A 19894-nucleotide genomic window follows, 5' to 3' on the forward strand; every position below is an offset into this window, starting at 1 on the left:
TCCAGGCAGGTGAGCCGTTCGGAGGTGCCGTGCCGCCGACCCGCGTCGCTACGGCCTTTCGGAGGTGCCCGGTTTAGGGTGTCCGTGTGCAACGAGTCGACGATTTCCCAGGAGCCGGACCGGTGGCGACCTCACCCGAATCCGGTGACCAGGGGGAGGCGTCCGCGCATCGGCTCTCCCCGACGGCGACCTCTCCCGTGCAGGTGACGAGCGGCGAGGCCGGCTACCAGGGCGGCAACGTGGCCGATCCGGTGTGGCAGTCGTGGCGCGACGAGCTCGCCAAGGTCGGCGGTCCGTCGCCCCTGCTCCACTTCGTGGACTCGCCCCGGACGCGCATCGAGCTCTCGACCACGCACCCCGGCGGGCTGCCCCCGTTCATCTCGGGCAAGACGACGCTCCTCTCCTCGCTCATCCGCGACGAGCTCGCCCTGCGCACCGCGAAGAACGCCGCGGGTGCGATCACCGACAAGGGGATCGAGCTGCGCTCGGTCCGCGGCATCGAGGGCGTCCACCTCGCCATCGGCCTCGCCCAGTGGCGCGCCGGCGACACGGAGTTCACCGCACCCGTGCTCCTGCGCCCGCTCGCCATCCGCCGCTACGGCCGCGACTTCGAGCTCAAGCTCAAGGGCCAGCCCTACTTCAATCCGCAGCTCGCGCGCGCCCTCAAGCAGCAGTTCGGCATCACGATCGACCCCGAGCAGTTCGTCGAGCTGGCCGTGCAGAACGGCGTCTTCAAGCCGCAGCCGGTCATCGACCAGTTGCGCGGCCTGACCTCGCACCTGCCGTGGTTCGCCGTGCACCCGCGCCTCGTGGTCTCGAGCTTCGCCGACGTGGCGGGCGACATGCTCCGCGACGCCCGGATGCTCGAGCACCCGGTCCTCGACGCCGTCGCCGGGAACCCGGCCGCCAAGCGGGCGCTGCAGCAGTCGCAGAAGGTGGCGTCGATCATCCCGCAGGACGAGCGTCCTCCGGCGACCGACAACCTCCTCCTCGACGCGGACGCCGAGCAGGAGCAGGTGATCGCGAACATCGCGGCCGGCAACTCGCTCGTCGTGAAGACCCTTCCCGGCACGGGCGGCACCCAGACCATCGTCAACGCGATCGGCGCCCTGGCCGCCCAGCACAAGCGCGTGCTGGTCGTCAGCGCCCGCCGGTCGAGCCTCGACAGCATCCACCAGCGCCTGCTCTCGGCGGGCCTGGGCGGCATCGCGGTCGGACCCCGCACGCTCCGCCGCGACCTCATCCAGTCGATCGGCCGCAACGAGAAGGCCGCGCGCCCCTCCGTCAGCGAGATCGACGACGCCCTGCTCCGGCTGCGGAAGGTGCTGCTCGACTACCGCGGCGCGCTCTCCCGGCGCGACGAGAGCTTCGGCGTCTCGGCGCTGCAGGCCCTCGAGGAGCTCGCCCGCCTCTCGCAGCTGCGGACGCCCCCGTCGACCGCCGCCCGCCTCGACCGCCGCTCCGTCACCGCTCTCGCGCACAGCCGCCCCGAGGCGACCCGGATGCTGATCGAGTCGGCGCGCCTGGGCGAGTTCCGCTACGGCCCGGGCGACTCGCCCTGGTACGGGGCCCAGTTCGACTCCACCGCCGACGCCGAGATCGCCCACGAGCTGGCCAAGCGACTGCACCTGCGCGACCTGCCGCGCCTGCTCGACCGCGCCCAGGACGTCATCGGCCAGACGCGGATGCGCCCGTTCGAGTCGGTCGCAGAGCTCGGCATCTACCTGCGTCTGCTTCAGGACGTCCGCGAGACGCTGGACAAGTTCCAGCCGGCCGTCTTCGACCGCTCGATCCAGGACCTCATCGTCGCCACCTCGCCGCGCCGCGAGGCCGCCGAGATGTCGTCCACCAACCGTCGGCGCCTGAAGAAGCTCGCCCGCGAGTACCTGCGTCCCGGCGCGCACGTCACCGACCTGAACGCGGCGCTCCGCCGGGTGCAGCAGCAGCGGACGCTGTGGCAGCGCTACGCGGTCGCCGGCACGATCCCCGAGGTCCCGGTCGGCGTCGCCGACGTGCAGGTGGCCTACCAGCAGGTGACCGACCAGCTGAGCCGTCTCGACGAGCCGCTCGGCCGACGCGGGACGAACCTGCAGCTCGCCTCGCTCCCTCTCGCCGAGCTGGCCTCGATGGTGTCCGGCCTCGCCGAGGACAGCGAGGTGCTCGCCAACCTCCAGGAGCGGACGACCCTCCTCGCCACCCTGCGCGACTGGGGCCTGGACCCGCTGCTCACCGATCTCTCGCGCCGCCACGTGCCGGCCGAGCTGGTCGCGGGCGAGCTGGACCTGGCCTGGTGGCGCTCGGCGCTCGAGATCATGCTGACCGACGAGCGTGCGCTGCTCGGCGGCAACACGAGCGTGCTCGACCGGCTCGAGGCCGACTTCAAGCTCGTCGACGAGGCGCACGCCGCCTCGAGCGCCGAGCTGCTGGCCTGGAAGCTCTCCGAGACCTGGAAGATCGGGCTCGTCGACTGGCCGCAGGAGCGCGACGCGCTGCGCGCGCTGCTGCGCACCGAGGCGGCGACGACCCCTCAGGAGCTGCAGAAGGCCGCTCCTCACCTCTCGCGCGTGCTGGCTCCGGCCTGGCTCGCCTCGCCGTACGAGGTGCACCGCATCGGCACCGAGACGACCTTCGACGCGGTGTTCCTCGTCGACGCCGGGGCGACCACGCTGGCCGAGAACGTCGGAGCGATCCGCCGGGCGAAGCAGGTCGTCGCGTTCGGCGACCCGGTCACGCAGACCCCCACTCCCTTCGGCCTGCGCGTCGACGAGACGCCGGAGTTCGGCTCCACCGCCTCGCGGACCGACGTGGAGGCGCTGCACGCCCAGTCGGCGCTCGCCCGACTCGGCGAGCTGCTCAACACCGTCACGCTCACCCGCAGCTACCGCGCGGGCGGCGAGGACCTGGCCGAGCTGGTCAACCGCCGCTTCTACGGCGGCCGCATCGACTCGCTGCCCTGGGCCGGCTCGTTCCTCGGACACGACTCGCTCCGCTTCCACTACATCGCGAGCGGGCACGGCATGCCCGAGAACGACTCCGGAGCCGTCGAGTCCGTCGACGCCGAGGTCGCGAAGGTGGTCGAGCTGGTGCTCGAGCACGCGGTGATCCGTCCGCGCGAGTCGCTGATGGTCATCACCGCGAGTCCTCGCCACGCCGTGCGGGTGCAGCAGGCGGTGCTGACGGCCTTCGCCAAGCGCACCGATCTGAGCGACTTCATCCTCGGCGACCGACCCGAGCCCTTCGCCGTCGTGACGCTGGAGCAGTCGGTCGCGCAGAGCCGCGACCGCGTCATCTTCTCGATCGGCTACGGCCGGACGCCCCACGGCCGCCTGCTGTCGAACTTCGGCGCTCTCGCGGAGCCGGGCGGAGAGCGCCTGCTGGCGGTCGGGATGACCCGTGCCCGCCGCTCGATGGACATCGTCTCGTGCTTCCGCCCGGGCGACATCGACGAGTCGCGCATGCGCTACGGCATGGTCGCGCTCGCGCAGGTGCTGCAGGAGGCGGAGGACCGCGTCCAGCCGAGCGACCGCGACGACTACTCGGAGCCGATGCTGGTGGATCTCGCCGCGCGCCTCGAGCGCCGCGGACTCCGGGTCAACATCGGGCACAAGGGCAAGCTGGCCCTCGTCGCCGCGCACGGGACCCGTGCCGTGGTGGTCGAGACCGACCGCGACGTGAGCACGCAGAGCCTGCGCGTGTCGCTGCGCCTGCGTCCGGAGCTGCTGCGCCGGCTGGGCTGGCACTACCTGCGGGTGCACAACTTCGAGCTGTTCGCCGACCCCGAGGCCGTGGCCGCGCGGGTGGCCGGGCTGATCGGTGCGACCGCGGGGGAGGAGCAGACCGCTGCTCCCGCCGCCGGCGAGGCTCCTGCTGCTCCTGCTGCTCCTGCCGCCGCCGCCGCTGCTCCCGCCGCTCCTGCTGCCGCCGCCGCTCCGGCGTCGGGGGAGACGCAGCCCGACGAGCCGCTGCCGCACGACTGATCGTGGCGCCGGATCCCGACGCCCCCGCGGGTGCCGACCGCCCGTTGCGGCGCACCCGCGGCGGCCGGCGGGCGACGCTCCCCGCGAAGCCCGGCACCGATCCGTCGCCGCACGATGCTCCGGTCGCCGACCCCTCCGCGCCGCCCGCGCGCCCCGACACCGGCCCGAACGACGCGCGCCTGCGCCAGGACGTCCCCCCGCACTACTGACGTCAGCCGGACCGGTCGGTTATCCGCGAGTCGAGACATGTCCCGTCGGCGACCTCGGACCTCACCCCGGCACACCCCTGCTCGACGAGCGACCACGTCACGCCGACGCCTGCCGACCGCTCACGTCGGGCCCGTCGACGGTGGCCGACCGCTTCTGTCCGGCGCCCGCAGACGACCGCTTCCTTCCGGTGCTCGCTGACCGACTGCTTCGGCCCGGCGCCCGCTGGCGACCGCGTGCGCCCAGCGCCCGGTGACCGACTGCTTCCGTCCAATGCCTGCTGACCGATCGCTTCCCGCCCGGTGCCCGGCGGTATCCGAGGAGCGCGTGGAGACAGGGCCGATCAGTCCCCGTCGGAGACGCCGAAGGTCCCGTTCGGCGACCTCCCGAAGGTGCAGGTGCCGTCCGAAACGCGTGCCGACGTTTCGGACGCACCGTTCGCACAACGCTCTGCGAAGCGTTCCCCGATCGGGAAGCCGACCGCGGTCCTCTTCCGCCTCCGGCGGAAGGAGACAGAGCAACTCAGTCGACGTGCTTGCCGGAGTTCGCGGTGGTTGCGGTGCCGTTGTTGGCGAGCAGGTCGCGGATGTCGGCGAGGAGCTCGAGCTCGGTGGGGGCCTTGTCCTCCGCGGCGGGGGCGTCGGCGGCCTTCTTGGCGAAGGCAGCGTTCTTGAGGTGGTTGATCGGCAGGACGAACGCGAAGTAGAGGACGAAGGCGACGATCACGAACTGGATCAGGGCCGAGACGACCGAGCCGTAGGCGATGACGGTCGGGTCCTCGCCGTTCTCTCCCGGTCGGATGGGCCAGACCAGGGCCTCGAGGGAGGAGGCGTCGAAGATCACGCCGATGAGCGGGTTGAAGATCCCCGTCACGATCGCGTTGACGATGGTCGTGAAGGCGGCGCCGATGACCACGGCGACAGCCAGGTCGATGACGTTGCCGCGGAGGATGAACTCCTTGAAGCCGTTGATCATGATCGTTCCGTTTCTGCAGTGAGCGGTGGGTGGCGGGTCAGCTCCCTGAGGAGGAACCCGAGGAGGAGGACCCGGAGGAGCCCGAGGACGACGAGGAGGAGGACGATCCGGAGCCCGAGGACCCCGAGCCGGACGAGGAGCCGCCCGAGCCCGATGAGCCCGAGGATCCGGAGGAGGAGCCGCCCGATCCCGAGGAGCCCGACGACGAGTCGGATGAGCCGGAGCCGGATGCGCCCGAGCCGGACGAGCCGGAACCCGAGGAGGAGGAGGAGCCGCCCTCGCTCGACTTCCCGCCGGAGCGGGAGTCGGTGCGGTAGAAGCCCGAGCCGTTGAAGGTCACGCCGACCGCGCTGAACACCTTGCGCAGCGCCCCCTGGCAGCTCGGGCACTCGGTGAGCGTGTCGTCGGTGAACTTCTGCTGGATGTCGAAGGCGTTGCCGCACTGCGTGCAGCGGTAGGAGTAGGTGGGCACAGGGGGCTCCTCGGAGGCGGGTGGGGGAGAAGGAGGACGGGGTCAGTGGCGCAGGTCGACGATGCCGGAGGGAGTGACGACTCCGTCGACGGCCTGGTCGTGGACCTCGCTGGGCACCCGTTCGACGAGCTCGCTGTCGAAGACGACGGCGTAGACCGGCGGGCACTTCTCCATCGAGCCGAGGGTCTTGTCGAAGTAGCCGCGCCCCCAGCCCATCCGCATCCCCTGCCGGTCGACGGTGGCGGCCGGGACGACGATGAGGTCGACGTCGTTGATCGCGATGGGGCCGAGCAGCTGCCCGACGGGCTCGGGCATGCCGAACAGGCCCTGGGTCTCGGTGTGGCCGTCGCCGACCGCCCAGTCGAGCAGGCCGTCCTGGCGCGAGACGGGGAAGAGGACGCGGATGCCGTGGCTCTCGGCCCAGCCCAGGAACGGCCGGGTGCTCGGCTCGTCCGGAGCGGAGAGGTAGCACGCGAGGGAGCGGGCCCCCACGCGGGTGGCGAGCTCGATCAGGTGGGCGGTGATCTGCTCCGCGGCCTGGTCGCGAGCGGTCGAGGTCTGCGTGCGGCGGCGCTCGCGCAGCTCGGCGCGCAGCGCCCGCTTCTCGTGCGTGATGTCGGCTGGCATGCGCTCAGTCTAGAACCGGGCCCCGCGCCGGCCTCCGCGCGGACGACCCTGAGGGACGCTCGTCCCGGACCGCCCCGGAACGGGGTCCGGCGCCTTCCGTCGCCGGTCCTGGCGCGAAACTCCCGCGACTTCCCCCGCCGCTAGGATGGCGCCCCATGGGCACTCGAATCCGCAAAGCAGTCATCCCCGCCGCAGGTCTCGGCACCCGCTTCCTGCCGGCGACGAAGGCCATCCCCAAGGAGATGCTGCCGGTCGTCGACAAGCCGGCGATCCAGTACGTGGTCGAGGAGGCGGCGGACGCCGGCCTCCAGGACGTGCTCGTGATCATCGGGCGCAACAAGAACGCGCTCGCCAACCACTTCGACTCGGTGCCCGAGCTCGAGCAGAACCTGTCCCAGAAGAAGGACGACAAGAAGCTCGAGCACGTCAAGTACGCCAGCGACCTCGCCGACGTGCACTTCGTCCGTCAGGGCGAGCCGAAGGGCCTCGGCCACGCGGTCTCCCGCGCGCAACGCCACGTCGGCGACGAGCCCTTCGCCGTGCTCCTCGGCGACGACCTGATCGACGCCCGCGACCCGCTGCTCTCCCGCATGATCGACGTCGCCGAGCAGCGCGACACCACGGTGGTCGCGCTGCTCGAGGTCGACCCCGACCAGATCCACCTCTACGGCTGCGCGGCGGTCGAGGCGACCGACGAGGACGACGTGGTGCGGATCACCGGGCTGGTCGAGAAGCCCTCCAAGGAGGACGCCCCCTCGAACCTCGCGATCATCGGCCGCTACGTGCTGAAGCCCGACGTGTTCGGCGTGCTCGAGCACACCGCTCCGGGCAAGGGCGGCGAGATCCAGCTGACCGACGCGCTGGAGCGCATGGCGCAGGACCCGGCCGAGTTCGGCGGCGTCTACGGCGTCGTGTTCCGCGGCCGCCGCTACGACACCGGCGACAAGCTCGACTACATCAAGGCCATCGTGCAGCTCGCCTCCGACCGCGACGACCTCGGCAAGGACCTCAAGCCCTGGCTGAAGGACTTCGTCGCCGGCCTCTGAGCCCCGGCGAGCGCTCCTCCGGAACGGACGGGACCCCCTGCTGCGGCACGGGATCCCGTCCGTTCGTCCGTTCCCCGAGAGCACGGAACGCCGCGGAGTCCAGTCCCCCTCCCGCAGTGCGGCGGAGCAGTAGGGTCGCATCATGCCGCTCCCGATCCCGACGCTCACCGAGGGTCGTGTCACCGTCCGCCCCATCCGCGTGCGCGACGCCCGCCCTCTCGAGCGGGAGCTGATCGCGAACCGGTCGTGGCTGCGCCAGTGGGAGGCGTCCGACCCCCGGGGAGGCGCCGCATTCGACGTGCGCGCCAGCATCCGCTCGCTGCAGCAGAACGCGCGGGCCGGCGGGGGAGTGCCGTTCCTCATCGACTGGGACGGCGAGCTCGCCGGGCAGCTCAACATCTCGAACATCGGGTACGGCTCGCTCTCCTCCGGGTCGATCGGCTACTGGGTGTCCGAGCGCTACGCCGGGCGGGGGATCACTCCGATCGCCGTGGCCCTCGCGGCCGACCACGCCTTCCTCGACCTGGGGCTGCACCGGATCGAGATCTGCATCCGCCCGGAGAACCGGCCGAGCCTGCGCGTGGTCGAGAAGCTCGGCTTCCGCTACGAGGGCCTGCGGCGACGCTTCATCCACATCAACGGCGACTGGCGCGACCACTTCTGCTTCGCCCTCGTGGCGGAGGAGGTGCCCCGCGGCGTGCTCCGCCGCTACCTCGACGGGCAGGTCCCGTCGGAGGTCGGCGTGCCGACCGACGCGGATCTCCGCGCCTCGCGCCGCTCGGGTCTCTCCGGACCCTCCGACGGCGCCGGTGTCCCTCCGACGGGGCCCCGACTGATCCGCGATCCGCACGGACACACCTACCCGTAATGACGGACGGGAGTGCCCGGTGCTCCTAGCGTTGTCCGCATGAGTAGCGACTGGCTGGGCGGGGGCGTCGTCTGGGCGCTCGCCGCCGTTCTGTGGGTCGCCTACCTGATCCCCACGTGGATGCGCAGGCGGTCGTACAACGCGACCGAGCGCAACGCGGTGAGGCTGCAGCAGACGCTGCGGATCCTCGCCGAGACCGCGGAAGTGCCCGAGCACGTGCGTGCGGAGGCGACAGCCCGCGAGGTGGCGCTGCAGCAGCGCCGGCTCCGGGTGACCGAGACACGACGACGAGCCGAAGAGAAGGCACAGGCGATGGAGCTGGCACAGGCGGAGAAGGCGGCGCGCGACGCGCTGCGACGGGCGACCGCGAGCGCACGGCGGAGCACGCGGTCAGGGCCCTCGGTCCTGCGCTGGCGCCAGGGCGCCGCGCTGGCCGTGCTGGTCGGGGCGGTCGCCGCGCTGGTCGGGCTCATGATGCTGCCCTTCGGCGGCACGGGTGCGGTGCCGCTCGTCGGCCTGCTCCTCGCCGTCGCGGGGCTCGGCACGCTGATCCTGCTGGCTCCGGGTCGCCGGCGCGCGGCCGCTCCGGCCGCAACAGCGACGACGGCCGCCGCGACCGAGCGCCGGCGCGCCGAGGTCTTCGAGGCCGAGCTCGCCGAGGAGGCGGCGGACGACGCCTCCGAGGAGCTCGCCGAGGACCGTGCGAGCTGGACGCCGCAGCCGCTCCCCAAGCCGCTCTACCTCTCCCGGGGCACGGTCGCCGCCTCCGCGATGGCGTCGATCGACGCCGTGGAGCGCCTGCGCACCGCCGCGGCGGAAGCGGAGCTCGCCCAGCGCGCCGCCGCGACCGCTCCCGAGGTGGCGCCGCTGCGCGTCCCGCGTGCTGCCGCTCCCGCTCCCGAGGCGCCGCGTCCCTCCTCCCGCTTCGCCGCGATGGGCGTCGTGGACGGCGTCGACGCGATCGACCTCGACCAGGCGCTGCAGCGCCGCCGCGGGGCCTGACCCGAGTGCGAGGCGCCTGCTCGTCCGTGCTAGTGTGGACGAGTTGTTCGGGCCGGTGACGGCTCGGAAGGCACGGGTCCGTGGCGCAGTTGGTAGCGCGCTTCGTTCGCAATGAAGAGGTCAGGGGTTCGAATCCCCTCGGATCCACCACCACGGAAGGCCCGCTCGAGAGAGCGGGCCTTCTGTGTTCTCCCGGCGGCCGGATCGGGAACCTCGCCTGTTCGGCGGGTCGACCGCCTCGCGGCCTCGACGCGCTCGTCGGCGGAGGAGTGGTCCGTTGGATCGGCTTCGGTACTAGGCGTCTCCGCCGATCCTGGCTCGACCGCCGAGGACGGCGACTCCCGTCGAGACTCCGGCGACTGCGACCATCGCGACGATGCCCAGTGCCCGGAGCACGAACACCTTGTGCTCCGAATCCTTGAGTGCTTCGTCGTCGATCGCTTCTTTGAACAGCCGAAGGACCGAGTAGCGGTCCGCCGCGCTCAGGGTGTCACGATCCAGTTCGCGGTTCAGGACGGCGCGGTACTCGGCGAAGGCCCTGTGAACCTTCTTCTGACTCTTCCAGTTGGCTCGAACGGCTGAACTCGCCTGATCTCGCACTTCACTGAACGAGTCGAGGACGAGATTCTTGAAATCCGGGAACTGCTCGACGACCTTCAGGGCGAGCTCCTCGCTCATGTTCGGCAGCTCGGATGCGAACGCTATGAACTTCTCTTTCGACAGATTCCTCCAAGAGTCGATACCGATCCTCTGCTTGAGATCGTCCTCGTTCGAGTAGTCCATGCTGATCCCTCTTCCCTCCACGGCGACGGCCGATCATCGCTTCAGAGTATCGAGGAGGAGCCGTCGGTCCACGTGCTCTCCGGGCGGGAGAGCGCGCGGGCCGGTCGTGCAGGTCCTGACGATCGGGCGCCCGAAGCTGTGGGCCGCTCGCCTCCGTGCGTCCTCCGTGTCCCCCATCCGGGCCGCGCCTGACGGGAGCCGCCCTCCTCCGGTCCGTCGGGGGAGCCGCGGCGACGTACGCTCGCCCCTCGTGCTCTCGCAGCACGCGAGGCACTCGAACGATGGACGACCAGGGGACGGGACGACATGGGGACCACAGCACACAGGGCACGGCGGAGAGCAGCAGGGGTCGGCGCGGGGGCGATCGCGCTCCTGGCGGGGCTCCTGGCGGCACCGCCGGCGCAGGCGTCCGGGACGCAGACGCTGCTCGCGCTCGGCGACTCGATCACGCGCGCGGCCACGACCTGCGGGGTGAACCGCGACTGCGTCGAGAACTCCTGGGCGACGGGATCGGCGCCCGCGGTCGACTCGATCGCGAACCGGATGGCGGCGGCGGATCCGCGGACGGCGGTCCGCGCGGTGAACTACGCGAAGTCGGGCGCGGTCATCAGCGGAGTCGAGTCGCGGATCGACGCCGCGGTCGCGGCCGGGGAGGAGCCGGACGTGGTTACGCTGCTGATCGGCGGCAACGACCTCTGCTCGCTGAGCCTCTCGCCCGACTCCCGCGACGGCTACGCGATGACGCCCGCGGCCTCCTTCGCCGCGTCGGCGACCCGGATCCTGCGCTCGATCGGCGAGGAGTGGCCGGAGGCGACGGTGCTCGTCGGCTCGGTCCCGGACATCGAGTCGGAGTGGGAGGCCGTGAAGCCGACGCCGGGCGCCGCGATCTGGGCCTGGGGCGGGGTCTGCCGGACCCAGCGCGGAGTCGACGCCACGACCGGAGCCCCGCTGACCGGCTCGGCCTACACCGCCTCGCTCGCGGCGGCGGAGGACCGGGAGGCCGCCTTCAACGAGGCACTGGAATCGGCCTGCGCGTCCGCCGCGAACGACTGCGTGTGGGACGGCGGCGCCCTCACGGCGGCTCCGATCTCGCTCGATCAGCTCTCGACGGACGTCGACTACTTCCACCCGAACGTCGCCGGCCAGGCGATGATCGCGGAGGAGCTGTGGACGGCCTGGGGCCTCGGCGACGAACCGACCCCGACTCCCACGTCGGCGCCCACCGCGGCTCCTGCTCCGGCACCCACGGGCTCGCCCGCGCCGTCGCGCGATACGACGGCTCCGAAGACCGTCATCACCGCGCCGACGAGCGGATCGACGGTGCGCGGCTCTGTCACCCTGGTCGCCACCGCCAAGGACGACGTCGGCACGACGAAGCTGAGCTTCTGGAGCGGAGCCACGCGGCTGGGCGACGCGACGAGGGCGTCGGACGGCACGTGGCGCCTGACCGTCTCGGCCTCCTCCTACCCGGCCGGGCGGTACGCGATCGTCGCGCACGCCTACGACGCCGCAGGAAACCTCGGGCGGAGCGCGTCGATCACCCTCAAGCGCTGAGCGGCTGAGGGGGCCGCCACCGGCCCCCTCAGCCCCGCGCGACGAGCAGCACGTCGGGACGATCCCAGTTCTCGACGGTCTGCAGCACCCAGAAGACCCCGAAGAGGGCGAGCGCGACGGCCTCGCCGAGCAGGAGCCACTGCTCGCCGAGTAGCTCCGCTCCCCGCCCCGTGAGCAGCAGGAGCACCAGCGCCGCATCGACCGCGGCGATCAGCACCGCGAGAACGGCGTAGCAGCGGGAGTAGAAGCGCGGCGTCCCCGGCCCGCTCGCTCCCTCCTCGCGCACCGCGACGGCGTGCAGACCGGCGGTGACGGCGATGAGGAGGAAGAAGACGCCGGCGGCGGCGTAGTGGCCGAGCCGCAGGAACGACGGGAGCGTGCTCCAGGCCGCCAGGAAGATCAGGAGGGCGGCGGCGATCGCGGTGCGGACCAGTGCCCAGCGGTCGAGGACCCGGTCGAGGGCGAGCAGGATCACGGAGGCGACGAGGACGGCCGCGGCCGTGACCAGGTAGGCGGGCAGGGAGGCGGCGACCTCACCCGCGGCCGTCGCGGGAAGGCACGACGCCCCTCCCGCCGGGCACACCGCTCCCTGGAGGCGCTGCAGCTCCTCCGAGGCGAGGGGCACCGGCACGATCGCGATGACCGGCGCCGTCATGCCCGCCAGCAGCAGGAGGAAGCGCCGCACGCTCCTCCCGGCGAGGACGACCAGCGCGACGCCGACCGCGAAGAGCGCCCCGGTGAAGAGGGAGCGGACCGGGGTGTAGTACGAGGCGCTGATCGAGCGCAGCGGGCCTCCGACGACGAGCTGGTGAACGAGGCCGGCCGTGAGGAGCACCACGGCCGCCACCAGGGAGAGGCGGACGTAGCGGTAGGTGCGGAGGGAGGAGACGGCGCCGCCCCCGCCCAGCGCGTCGCCGCGGGCCACCCGGCTACTCCGCGCGCAGGCCGGAGGAGGCGAGGGCGAAGTCGACGTCGATGCGGATGGCGACGCGGAGGGGGTTCGGGCGCGGGGTGCGGTAGCGCTGGGAGTAGAGCTCGACGGCGTGCTGCACGGCGTCCGGCTCCTCCTCGATCGTCGCCGGACCGCCCAGGCTCAGCCACCGGATGCCGTCGACCTGCCCGACCGTCGCGGTGCCGCCCCGCCGGACGTTGAGCACCTTCTGGCTCTCGCGGGAGGTGATGACGCGGACGACGCCGTCCTCGTAGGTGAAGCCCACGGCGACCACATGCAGGCGGCCCTGGCGGCCGGGGGTGGAGAGGGTGGCCAGGTGGCGCTCGGTGACGAAGGCGAGGCCGTCGGCGCTCAGGATGCTCATCCCGCGAGCGTAGCCGGAGGCGCCGACGCGCTCCTGGGGGCGGACCGCCGGTCAGCCCTCGAGGATCAGCGCCTCGCCCTGGCCGCCTCCGCCGCAGAGCGCGGCGACGCCGAGCCCGCCGCCCCGGCGCCGGAGGGCCAGCGCCAGGTGCAGGGCCAGCCGTGCTCCGGAGGCGCCCACAGGGTGGCCGAGCGCGATCGCCCCGCCGTCGGGGTTGACCGCCTCGGGCTCGACGCCGAGATCGTCCGCCGACTGGAGGACGACGGAGGCGAACGCCTCGTTGATCTCGATCAGGTCCAGGTCGGACACCGCTGCACCGCGGCGGCCGAGCGCCCGGAGGATCGCCGCCGACGGCTGTGAATGCAGGGAGTTGTCCGGTCCGGCGACCTGCCCGTGCTCGGCGACGGTCGCGAGCCAGGGCAGTCCGCGCTCGCGGGCCCAGCCGCGGGACACGACGACCAGCGCGGCGGCGCCGTCCGTGATCGGGGACGAGCTGCCCGCCGTGATCGTGCCCTCGGGCGAGAACGCGGGGGCCAGCCGGGCGAGCGTCTCGACCGTGCTGTCCTCCCGGATCCCGTCGTCGGCGGACACGACGAGGTCCGGTCCGCGCCGCTGCGGCACCGCGACCGGCACGATCTCCTCGGCGAGCACGCCGGTGGACCGTGCCGCGGCGGCCCGCTGGTGCGAGAGCGCGGCGAAGGCGTCCTGGCGCTCGCGGCGGATGCCCCGTGCGGCGTTGCCGTCGTCGGTCACCCTCCCCATCAGGCGGCGGTCGAACGGATCGAGCAGGCCGTCGTGGAGGAGTGCGTCCTCGAGCGGACGCGGACCGACACCCAGGCCCGAGCGGGATCCGAGCAGGAGGTGCGGCGCGTTGGTCATCGACTCCTGCCCTCCGGCGACGACCACCTGCGCCTCGCCGAGCCGGATCATCCGCGCCGCGTCGATCACCGCGGTGAGACCCGACAGGCAGAGCTTGTTGATCGTGACCGCCGGGACGTCCCAGCCCAGGCCCGCGAGGACCGCGGCCTGCCGGGCGGGGCCCTGACCGGCTCCGGCCTGGATCACCTGGCCGAGCACGACCGCGTCGACGTCGGCCGCGGAGGCGCCCGAGCGCTCGAGAGCCCCTCGGATGGCAGCGGCGCCGAGCTCGACGCCCGAGAGCGGCGCGAAGGCTCCGGAGAAGCGGGCGAACGGGGTGCGGGCGCCCCCCAGGATCACGGGGGTGGTGTCGTCAGTGGACACGGGGACTCCTTCTCGACGGTGAGAGCGGGGGAAGCGGTGGGGAGACGGATGCCGGGAGCCGGCCCGGCTCAGGGAACGAGAAGGATCTTCCCGCGGACGTGGCCGTCCTCGCTGAGCCGGTGCGCCTCTGCGGCCTGCTCGAGCTGGAGGCGCGGACCTGTCGCGACCGCGAAGCGCCCCTCGCTCGCCAGCCGGGCGGCCAGCGGCACCCCCTCGCGGCGGAGGCGCTGCTCCTCCTCGGTCAGCGGCACGGGACTGCCGCCGCTCCAGGCCCGGATGCCCAGCTCGGCCGCCCGAGGACCGGCGACCACCGTTCCGACGTGCTGCGGATCCTCCACCAGCGCGAGCGAGGCGGCGAGCGCCTCGTCCGTCCCGGCCGCGTCGAGCACGCGGTCGACGCCCTCGGGCGCCGTGGCACGCAGCCGCTCGAGCAGTCCGGGCCCGTAGGCGACCGGCACCGCTCCGAGCGCGCGCAGCGCCTCGTGATTCGCCGGGCTCGCCGTGGCGATCACCCGGGCTCCGCGGTCGACGGCGAACTGGATCGCCGCCCGGCCGACCGCTCCGGCGCCCGCGTGGACGACGAACGTCGATCCCTCCGCGACGCCGAGCGAGACCACCGCCTGGTAGGCCGTGGAGACCGGGATGCCGAGCGCGGCCGCCTCCTCGAAGCCGAGTCCGTCGGGGAGCGGATCGAGGGAGTCGGGGGAGACCGCGACGGCGGTCGCGTAGGTGCCGGTGGCGCCGCTGACGATGACCCGGTCGCCGACGCTCCAACCGGTCACTCCCGGACCGACGGCGGAGACCACGCCGGAGCCGTCCGACCCGAGCCTCCGCGGACCGTCGAACGGCGGGCTCGGGCGCAGGCCGGAGCGCACCTTCCACTCGATCGGGTTCACACCGGCCGCGCGGACGGCGACCACCACGATTCCGGGCCCCGCCTCGGGCTCCGGCGCCTCGACGGTCTCGAGCACCTCGGGCCCGCCGATCCGCTCGTACTGCACGATCCTCGCCATGTCGTCCTCCTCCTCGCGGGCCACCGCCCGCTCCGGTCGCCTCAGTCCAGCAGACTCTCGCGCACCTGGCGGCGCAGCACCTTGCCGATCAGCGAGGTCGGCAGCTCGTCCACCGGGACGATCCGCCTGGGCACCTTGTAGGGCGTCAGGTGCAGCCGGCAGAAGTCGCGCAGCGCCTCCGGATCCACGGCCGTCCCGGCCCGCAGGACCACGGCCGCCGCGACGCTCTCGCCGCCGTCCTCGCGGGGGAGCCCGACGACGGCCGCGCGCGTCACGTCCGGGTGCGACTCCAGCACTCCCTCGACCTCGGAGGGGGAGACGTTGAAGCCGCCGGTGATGATGAGCTCCTTGGCCCGGTCGACGATCGTCACGAAGCCGTCGGCCGAGACGGTCGCGATGTCACCCGTGCGCAGCCAGCCGCCGGGGAGGAGGGCCTCGGCCGTCTCCTCCGGCCGCTTCCAGTACCCCTGGAACACCTGCGGCCCCCGGAGCAGGAGTTCGCCGGACTCGCCCGGGCCGCGGTCGACCGACGGATCGGCGGGGTCGACGAGGCGGATCGTCGTGCTGGGGAACGGCACGCCCACCGTGCCGGGCCGGCGGGTCGGGCCGACCGGGTTCCCGAGGGCGACAGGCGAGCTCTCGGTCATGCCGTAGCCCTCGACCAGGAGTCCCCGGCTCGCGCGCTCCCACCGGTCCACCGTCGCGACCGGCAGGCTCATCGCTCCCGAGATCGCGAAGCGGATGCCGCGCAGGTCGAGCTCGTGGCGCTCGGAGGCGCGGGCCAGCGCGTCGTACACGGGCGGCACCGCGGGGAGGAAGGTGGGCGGCGACGACTTCGCGGCCGCCTTCACGAGGCCGACGTCGAAGGCCGGGAACAGCACGACCTTCGCGCCGATGCTGATCGCGAAGGTCAGGCACAGCGTCAGCCCGTAGGCGTGGAACAGGGGGAGCACCGCGTAGAACGTCTCGTCGCCCTCGCGCAGGCCCGGCACCCAGGCGCGGCCCTGCAGGGCGTTCGCACGGAGGTTCGCGTGCGAGAGGATCGCGCCCTTGGGCGTCCCGGTGGTGCCGCTCGTGTACTGCAGCAGGGCCGTGTCGCCGAGGACCGGGCGGGGGTGCGAGCGCGCGATGCGGCGGTTCTTCAGCAGCGACGCGAAGGGCACCAGGGAGCGGCTGCGGGGGGTCGCGGTGAGCTTCTCGCGTGACCGGCGCACCGACGGCAGGGGGAGCCGCAGCGCCAGGCGCTTGCCGAGCGGGAAGGAGCGGGTGAGGTCGACGGAGACGACGCGCTCGATGCCCAGGTCGGCGGGCATGGTCGCGACGACGTCGGCGATCTTGTCCCAGACGACCGCGAACCGGGCGCCGTGGTCCTCGAACTGCCGCCGCAGCTCGCGCGGCGTGTAGAGCGGGTTGTGCTCGACCACGATCGCTCCGAGGCGGAGAGCGGCGTAGAACGCCACCACGTGCTCCGGGCAGTTCGGGAGCACCAGCGCGACGCGGTCGCCGGCGCGCACGCCCAGGCGCCGCAGGCCCTCCGCCGCGCGCGCGACCTGCTCGCCGAGCTCGGCGTAGCTGGTCGCGGCGCCGAAGAACTCGAGGGCGGTGCCGCGGCGGTACCGCGCGACCGAGTCCTCGAGCAGGTCGACGAGGGTCTGGGTGGGAGGGTCGATCTCGGCGGGCACGCCCTCCGCGTAGGAGGTCAGCCACGGCTTCGTCGCCAGGTTCGAGGATCCGGAGGTCACGGGCCGAGTATCGGGCACCCGCCTCCGCACTTCCTCCGAGGCGCGCGGAGGGGGTGCCGCACCGGGCGCGGGAGCGGCAGGCTGGCGGCATGAGCGCAGCCATCGACCTCCTCCGCGACGCCTTCGGCCGGGTGCACGAGAACGTGCACGCCGTCCTCGACGACAGCACCCCCGATCAGCTCGCGTTCCGCGCGGACGCCCGCTCGAACTCGCCCGCCTGGCTCGTCTGGCATCTCGTCCGGGTGCAGGACGATCACCTCGCCCCGCTCGCCGGCCACGCGCAGGTGTGGACGGCCGACGGCTTCCACGGCCGGTCCGGCCTGCCCTTCGGGCCCGACGAGACCGGCTACGGGCAGGAGCCGGCCGAGGTGGCGGCGCTCGCCGCGGTGCCGGCCGCGCTGCTCGCGGAGTACGCCGACGCCGTGCACCGGCAGACGCTCGCCCTCCTCGACACGCTCGGCGACGAGGACCTCGAGCGCGTCGTCGACGAGCAGTGGGATCCGCCGGTGACCCTCGGGGTTCGGCTGGTCTCGGTGATCGACGACGACACGCAGCACATCGGCCAGGCCGCGTATGCGAAGGGTCTCGCCGAGCGCTCGGCGCGCTGAGCCCGGCCTCTACGCTGGCGGGATGCGCGCGCTCCGGACCCTGCCCGCGAGCGCGGTCCTCGCCCTCGCCACCGCGCTGACCCTCGTCGGCTCCTGGATCCCCTCCTACTGGAACGACGAGGCCGCGACCCTCCGCCTGGCACGGCTCCCGGTGGGGGAGCTCCTCGCCTTCGTGCAGGAGAAGGACGCGGTGCACCTGGTCTACGGCCTGCTGATGCACGGCTGGATCGCGATCGCCGGTGAGTCGGAGCTCGCGGTGCGCGCGCCGTCCGCTCTCGCCACGGGAGCGGCGGCGGCGGGCGTCGTCGTCCTGCTGCGCTCGTTCGACCGGCCCCGGGCGGCACTCCTCGCCGCCGCGGTGCTCGTGCTGCTCCCGCGGTCCTCGTTCTCGGGGACCGAGGCGCGGTCCTCCGCTCTGGCCACCGCGCTCGTGGTGGGAGCGGCGGTCCTCGTCGTGCGGGCGGCCCGCTCCGGAGGCGCCCTGCGCTGGACCGCGTTCGCGGCCGTCGCGGGACTGGCGAACGCCGTGTTCCTCTACTCCGTGCTGGTGCTGCCGGCTCTCGTCGCTCTCGCCGCGGCCGCGGCGCCCCGGGGTGCCGTGCGGGCTCTCCCGGCGAGCGCCCTCTCGGCACTGGGCGCCGTGCCGGTGCTGCTCCTCGCCGCCGGGCAGAGCGGCCAGGTCGGCTGGCTCCGCTTGCAGCCCGTGACCGCGTTCACCGTCATGGTCGAGCCGTTCTTCGGATCCGCGTGGTGGCTGGCCGGGATCGCCGTTGCGCTCCTCGCGGTCGCCGCGGTGCGGGGCGGCCTGCGCGGGCCGCTCCTGCCGGCCCTCGTCCTCTGGATCGTGCTGCCGACGGCGGTGCTGGTGCTCGGGACCCTCCTCGTCGAGCCGATGTTCACCCCCCGCTACCTCGCGTCGAGCACGCCCGCCCTCGCGGTCCTCCTCGGCCTCGCGCTCGACTCGTTCAGGGCCCGGACGGGCGTCGCCCTCCTCGCCCTGATCGCGGTGGCCGCACTGCCGGTCCTCGTGCAGATGCGCACGGTCACCGGGAAGCCGGCCGGGCAGGATCTCCGCGGTCTGGCGGCCGCCGTCGAGGAGCGGGCCCGTCCGGGCGACGCCGTCCTCCTCGGCTCCTCCGGGACGGTCTCGCTCCGGCCCCGCCTGGCGCTCGCCGCCTACCCGGAGGCGTTCGCGGGCGTGGACGACGTCGCCCTCGCCGCTCCGTACGGGACGACGGGGACGTACTCCGACGTGCTCCTGGAGGGCGAGGCCCTGCTCGCCGCGCTCGCCGGGGAGGACCGGGTCTGGCAGGCGCTGCCGGAGGGCGAGGCGGACGCGGTGCTCGCGGAGGCGGGGTTCGTCGCGCGCGAGCGGATCCGGGTGCCGACGACCGTGCTGACGCTGTGGGAGCGTCCGGAGGGCCGCTGATCCGGAGCGCTCGGGGCGTCGCAGCCCCGGAGTGGAGAGACGCCGGAGTGCCCGGAGCCCCGCCGACGGGGAGCCGCTACCCTTGTCCCCGGCGCCGTCGCAGAGCGGTGGCGTCCGCGGAGCGAGGACCGCGCCACCGAGAGGACCCGAACGTGACGTTGCCCGAGACCACCACCACCGCCATCGCGAAGCGGAAGGGGCGCGACGTCGCCCCCGAGATCGCGCGCTCCTGGCTGCTGGTGAACGCCACCCGCACCGAGACGTTCGACGCCGCGCACGCGTCCCGCGCCGACCAGATCGTCCTCGACATCGAGGACGCGGTCGACCCCAAGGCGAAGCCCGACGCGCGGACCGACGTCGCGGAGTGGCTGACCGGCGAGAAGCGCGCCTGGGTCCGCATCAACGACCACTCCACCCCGTTCTGGTCCGACGACGTCGACGCGCTGAAGGGCCTGCCCGGCCTCGCCGGCGTCATGCTCGCCAAGACCGAGGCCGCTGAGCACGTCACCGAGACCTTCGATCGCCTCGGCGGCTCCACCCCGGTGCTCGCCCTGGTCGAGTCCGCCCTCGGCATCGAGGAGGCGGTCTCGATCGCCCGCGCCCGCGGCACCTTCCGCCTCGCGTTCGGCAGCGGCGACTACCGCCGCGACACCGGCACCAGCGCCGACGACCTCGCGATGGCCTACCCGCGCTCGCGCCTGGTCGTCGCCTCGCGCATCGGCGACCTGCCCGGCCCGATCGACGGACCGACCGTCTCGAACAGCCACCCCGTGCTGCGCGAGCAGTCCGCGCTCACGGTCTCGCTCGGCCTCACCGGGAAGCTCTGCCTCGACACCGAGCAGCTCGCCGTGATCAACGAGGTCATCAGCCCGACGCCGTCCGACGTCGCCTGGGCCCGCGACTTCCTCGACGACTTCGAGGCCCGCGGCCGCGTCATCCGCGACGGCAGCGACCTGCCCCGGCTGGGCCGCGCCAAGAAGATCGACAAGCTGGCCACGGCGTTCGGCGTCAACCCGCTGTGATCCGTCGCGGG

At 73.2% G+C, this 19894-nt stretch carries 18 protein-coding genes and 1 tRNA gene; 10 read left to right on the forward strand and 9 right to left on the reverse strand.

Features of this window, described 5'->3' with window-relative positions; translation table 11 throughout:
- Window positions 1-122 precede the first annotated feature (122 nt).
- Window positions 123-3977 carry a DEAD/DEAH box helicase gene (locus tag C5D09_RS00525; RefSeq protein ID WP_374953042.1) on the forward strand — a complete coding sequence of 1285 codons (3855 nt, stop codon included), beginning with the start codon at window positions 123-125 and terminating at the stop codon, window positions 3975-3977.
- 2 nt (window positions 3978-3979) lie between these two features.
- Window positions 3980-4186: a hypothetical protein gene (locus tag C5D09_RS17320; RefSeq protein ID WP_104232858.1), complete on the forward strand. Its 207-nt coding sequence runs from the start codon at window positions 3980-3982 to the stop codon at window positions 4184-4186.
- Between the two features lie 520 nt (window positions 4187-4706).
- Here C5D09_RS17320 and mscL read toward each other — a convergent pair.
- Genes mscL through C5D09_RS00540 form a run of 3 tightly spaced genes read right to left on the reverse strand, consistent with a single transcriptional unit; the run spans window position 4707 to window position 6258 of the window.
- Complete coding sequence (mscL, locus tag C5D09_RS00530) at window positions 4707-5159, reverse strand: large conductance mechanosensitive channel protein MscL (RefSeq protein WP_181027096.1); 453 nt, start codon at window positions 5157-5159, stop codon at window positions 4707-4709.
- Window positions 5160-5196: 37 nt separating this feature from the next.
- Entirely contained in the window at window positions 5197-5631 is a 435-nt protein-coding gene (locus tag C5D09_RS00535; protein WP_104268385.1) for an FmdB family zinc ribbon protein, read from the reverse strand.
- A 42-nt stretch (window positions 5632-5673) separates the two neighbouring features.
- Window positions 5674-6258 carry a 5-formyltetrahydrofolate cyclo-ligase gene (locus tag C5D09_RS00540; RefSeq protein ID WP_104268386.1) on the reverse strand — a complete coding sequence of 195 codons (585 nt, stop codon included), beginning with the start codon at window positions 6256-6258 and terminating at the stop codon, window positions 5674-5676.
- A 155-nt stretch (window positions 6259-6413) separates the two neighbouring features.
- Here C5D09_RS00540 and galU point away from each other — a divergent pair, with 155 nt between their 5' ends.
- The 4 genes from galU (at window position 6414) to C5D09_RS00560 (ending at window position 9324) form a co-directional block, all read left to right on the forward strand.
- Window positions 6414-7304, forward strand: a complete 891-nt coding sequence (gene galU, locus C5D09_RS00545; protein WP_104223218.1) for a UTP--glucose-1-phosphate uridylyltransferase GalU — start codon at window positions 6414-6416, stop codon at window positions 7302-7304.
- Window positions 7305-7446: 142 nt separating this feature from the next.
- A complete protein-coding gene (locus C5D09_RS00550; protein ID WP_104223217.1) occupies window positions 7447-8172 on the forward strand; it encodes a GNAT family N-acetyltransferase in 726 nt (241 codons plus the stop codon).
- Between the two features lie 39 nt (window positions 8173-8211).
- Window positions 8212-9174 (forward strand): hypothetical protein, encoded by a 963-nt coding sequence (locus C5D09_RS00555; protein WP_104266858.1) that lies wholly within the window; start codon window positions 8212-8214, stop codon window positions 9172-9174.
- 74 nt (window positions 9175-9248) lie between these two features.
- Window positions 9249-9324, forward strand: a tRNA-Ala gene (locus C5D09_RS00560).
- A 144-nt stretch (window positions 9325-9468) separates the two neighbouring features.
- Here the strand turns inward: C5D09_RS00560 and C5D09_RS00565 are convergent.
- Window positions 9469-9957 carry a hypothetical protein gene (locus tag C5D09_RS00565; RefSeq protein WP_104268387.1) on the reverse strand — a complete coding sequence of 163 codons (489 nt, stop codon included), beginning with the start codon at window positions 9955-9957 and terminating at the stop codon, window positions 9469-9471.
- A 306-nt stretch (window positions 9958-10263) separates the two neighbouring features.
- Between C5D09_RS00565 and C5D09_RS00570 the strand changes: the two genes are divergently transcribed.
- Window positions 10264-11511 carry a GDSL-type esterase/lipase family protein gene (locus C5D09_RS00570; RefSeq protein ID WP_104268388.1) on the forward strand — a complete coding sequence of 416 codons (1248 nt, stop codon included), beginning with the start codon at window positions 10264-10266 and terminating at the stop codon, window positions 11509-11511.
- A gap of 28 nt (window positions 11512-11539) precedes the next feature.
- Here the strand turns inward: C5D09_RS00570 and C5D09_RS00575 are convergent, their stop codons facing one another.
- From C5D09_RS00575 to C5D09_RS00595, 5 genes are all read right to left on the reverse strand, one after another.
- Window positions 11540-12436 (reverse strand): hypothetical protein, encoded by an 897-nt coding sequence (locus tag C5D09_RS00575; protein WP_104268389.1) that lies wholly within the window; start codon window positions 12434-12436, stop codon window positions 11540-11542.
- Between the two features lie 4 nt (window positions 12437-12440).
- The gene (locus C5D09_RS00580) at window positions 12441-12827 is read right to left on the reverse strand and encodes a pyridoxamine 5'-phosphate oxidase family protein (protein ID WP_104223212.1); all 387 of its coding nucleotides are present in this window, start codon (window positions 12825-12827) and stop codon (window positions 12441-12443) included.
- A 51-nt stretch (window positions 12828-12878) separates the two neighbouring features.
- A complete protein-coding gene (locus tag C5D09_RS00585; RefSeq protein ID WP_104232853.1) occupies window positions 12879-14069 on the reverse strand; it encodes an acetyl-CoA C-acyltransferase in 1191 nt (396 codons plus the stop codon).
- 68 nt (window positions 14070-14137) lie between these two features.
- Window positions 14138-15082 (reverse strand): NADP-dependent oxidoreductase, encoded by a 945-nt coding sequence (locus C5D09_RS00590; protein ID WP_104268518.1) that lies wholly within the window; start codon window positions 15080-15082, stop codon window positions 14138-14140.
- A 41-nt stretch (window positions 15083-15123) separates the two neighbouring features.
- Complete coding sequence (locus C5D09_RS00595; RefSeq protein WP_104268390.1) at window positions 15124-16824, reverse strand: long-chain-fatty-acid--CoA ligase; 1701 nt, start codon at window positions 16822-16824, stop codon at window positions 15124-15126.
- Between the two features lie 89 nt (window positions 16825-16913).
- On the opposite strand from C5D09_RS00595, the gene C5D09_RS00600 reads away from it, so the two are divergent.
- The 3 genes from C5D09_RS00600 to C5D09_RS00610 all read left to right on the forward strand — a co-directional run bounded on the left by C5D09_RS00600 (window position 16914) and on the right by C5D09_RS00610 (window position 19883).
- On the forward strand, window positions 16914-17432 hold the full coding sequence (locus C5D09_RS00600) for a DinB family protein (RefSeq protein WP_104268391.1): 519 nt from the start codon (window positions 16914-16916) through the stop codon (window positions 17430-17432).
- A 22-nt stretch (window positions 17433-17454) separates the two neighbouring features.
- On the forward strand, window positions 17455-18861 hold the full coding sequence (locus tag C5D09_RS00605) for a glycosyltransferase family 39 protein (protein WP_181134991.1): 1407 nt from the start codon (window positions 17455-17457) through the stop codon (window positions 18859-18861).
- Between the two features lie 158 nt (window positions 18862-19019).
- Window positions 19020-19883 (forward strand): CoA ester lyase, encoded by an 864-nt coding sequence (locus tag C5D09_RS00610; protein ID WP_208543400.1) that lies wholly within the window; start codon window positions 19020-19022, stop codon window positions 19881-19883.
- Window positions 19884-19894: the final 11 nt, after the last annotated feature.

Origin of the sequence: Rathayibacter sp. AY1C9 (assembly GCF_002932315.1) — a bacterium.
Taxonomy (GTDB): Bacteria; Actinomycetota; Actinomycetes; order Actinomycetales; family Microbacteriaceae; genus Rathayibacter.

What these genes read in the sequence shown, in the direction of transcription:
- mscL (WP_181027096.1), bottom strand. Translation starts at nt 5,159, where the DNA reads ATGATCAACGGCTTCAAGGAGTTCATCCTCCGCGGCAACGTCATCGAC.
- C5D09_RS00540 (WP_104268386.1), bottom strand. Translation starts at nt 6,258, where the DNA reads ATGCCAGCCGACATCACGCACGAGAAGCGGGCGCTGCGCGCCGAGCTG.
- galU (WP_104223218.1), top strand. Translation starts at nt 6,414, where the DNA reads ATGGGCACTCGAATCCGCAAAGCAGTCATCCCCGCCGCAGGTCTCGGC.
- C5D09_RS00550 (WP_104223217.1), top strand. Translation starts at nt 7,447, where the DNA reads ATGCCGCTCCCGATCCCGACGCTCACCGAGGGTCGTGTCACCGTCCGC.
- C5D09_RS00555 (WP_104266858.1), top strand. Translation starts at nt 8,212, where the DNA reads ATGAGTAGCGACTGGCTGGGCGGGGGCGTCGTCTGGGCGCTCGCCGCC.
- C5D09_RS00565 (WP_104268387.1), bottom strand. Translation starts at nt 9,957, where the DNA reads ATGGACTACTCGAACGAGGACGATCTCAAGCAGAGGATCGGTATCGAC.
- C5D09_RS00570 (WP_104268388.1), top strand. Translation starts at nt 10,264, where the DNA reads ATGGGGACCACAGCACACAGGGCACGGCGGAGAGCAGCAGGGGTCGGC.
- C5D09_RS00580 (WP_104223212.1), bottom strand. Translation starts at nt 12,827, where the DNA reads ATGAGCATCCTGAGCGCCGACGGCCTCGCCTTCGTCACCGAGCGCCAC.
- C5D09_RS00590 (WP_104268518.1), bottom strand. Translation starts at nt 15,082, where the DNA reads ATGGCGAGGATCGTGCAGTACGAGCGGATCGGCGGGCCCGAGGTGCTC.
- C5D09_RS00600 (WP_104268391.1), top strand. Translation starts at nt 16,914, where the DNA reads ATGAGCGCAGCCATCGACCTCCTCCGCGACGCCTTCGGCCGGGTGCAC.
- C5D09_RS00605 (WP_181134991.1), top strand. Translation starts at nt 17,455, where the DNA reads ATGCGCGCGCTCCGGACCCTGCCCGCGAGCGCGGTCCTCGCCCTCGCC.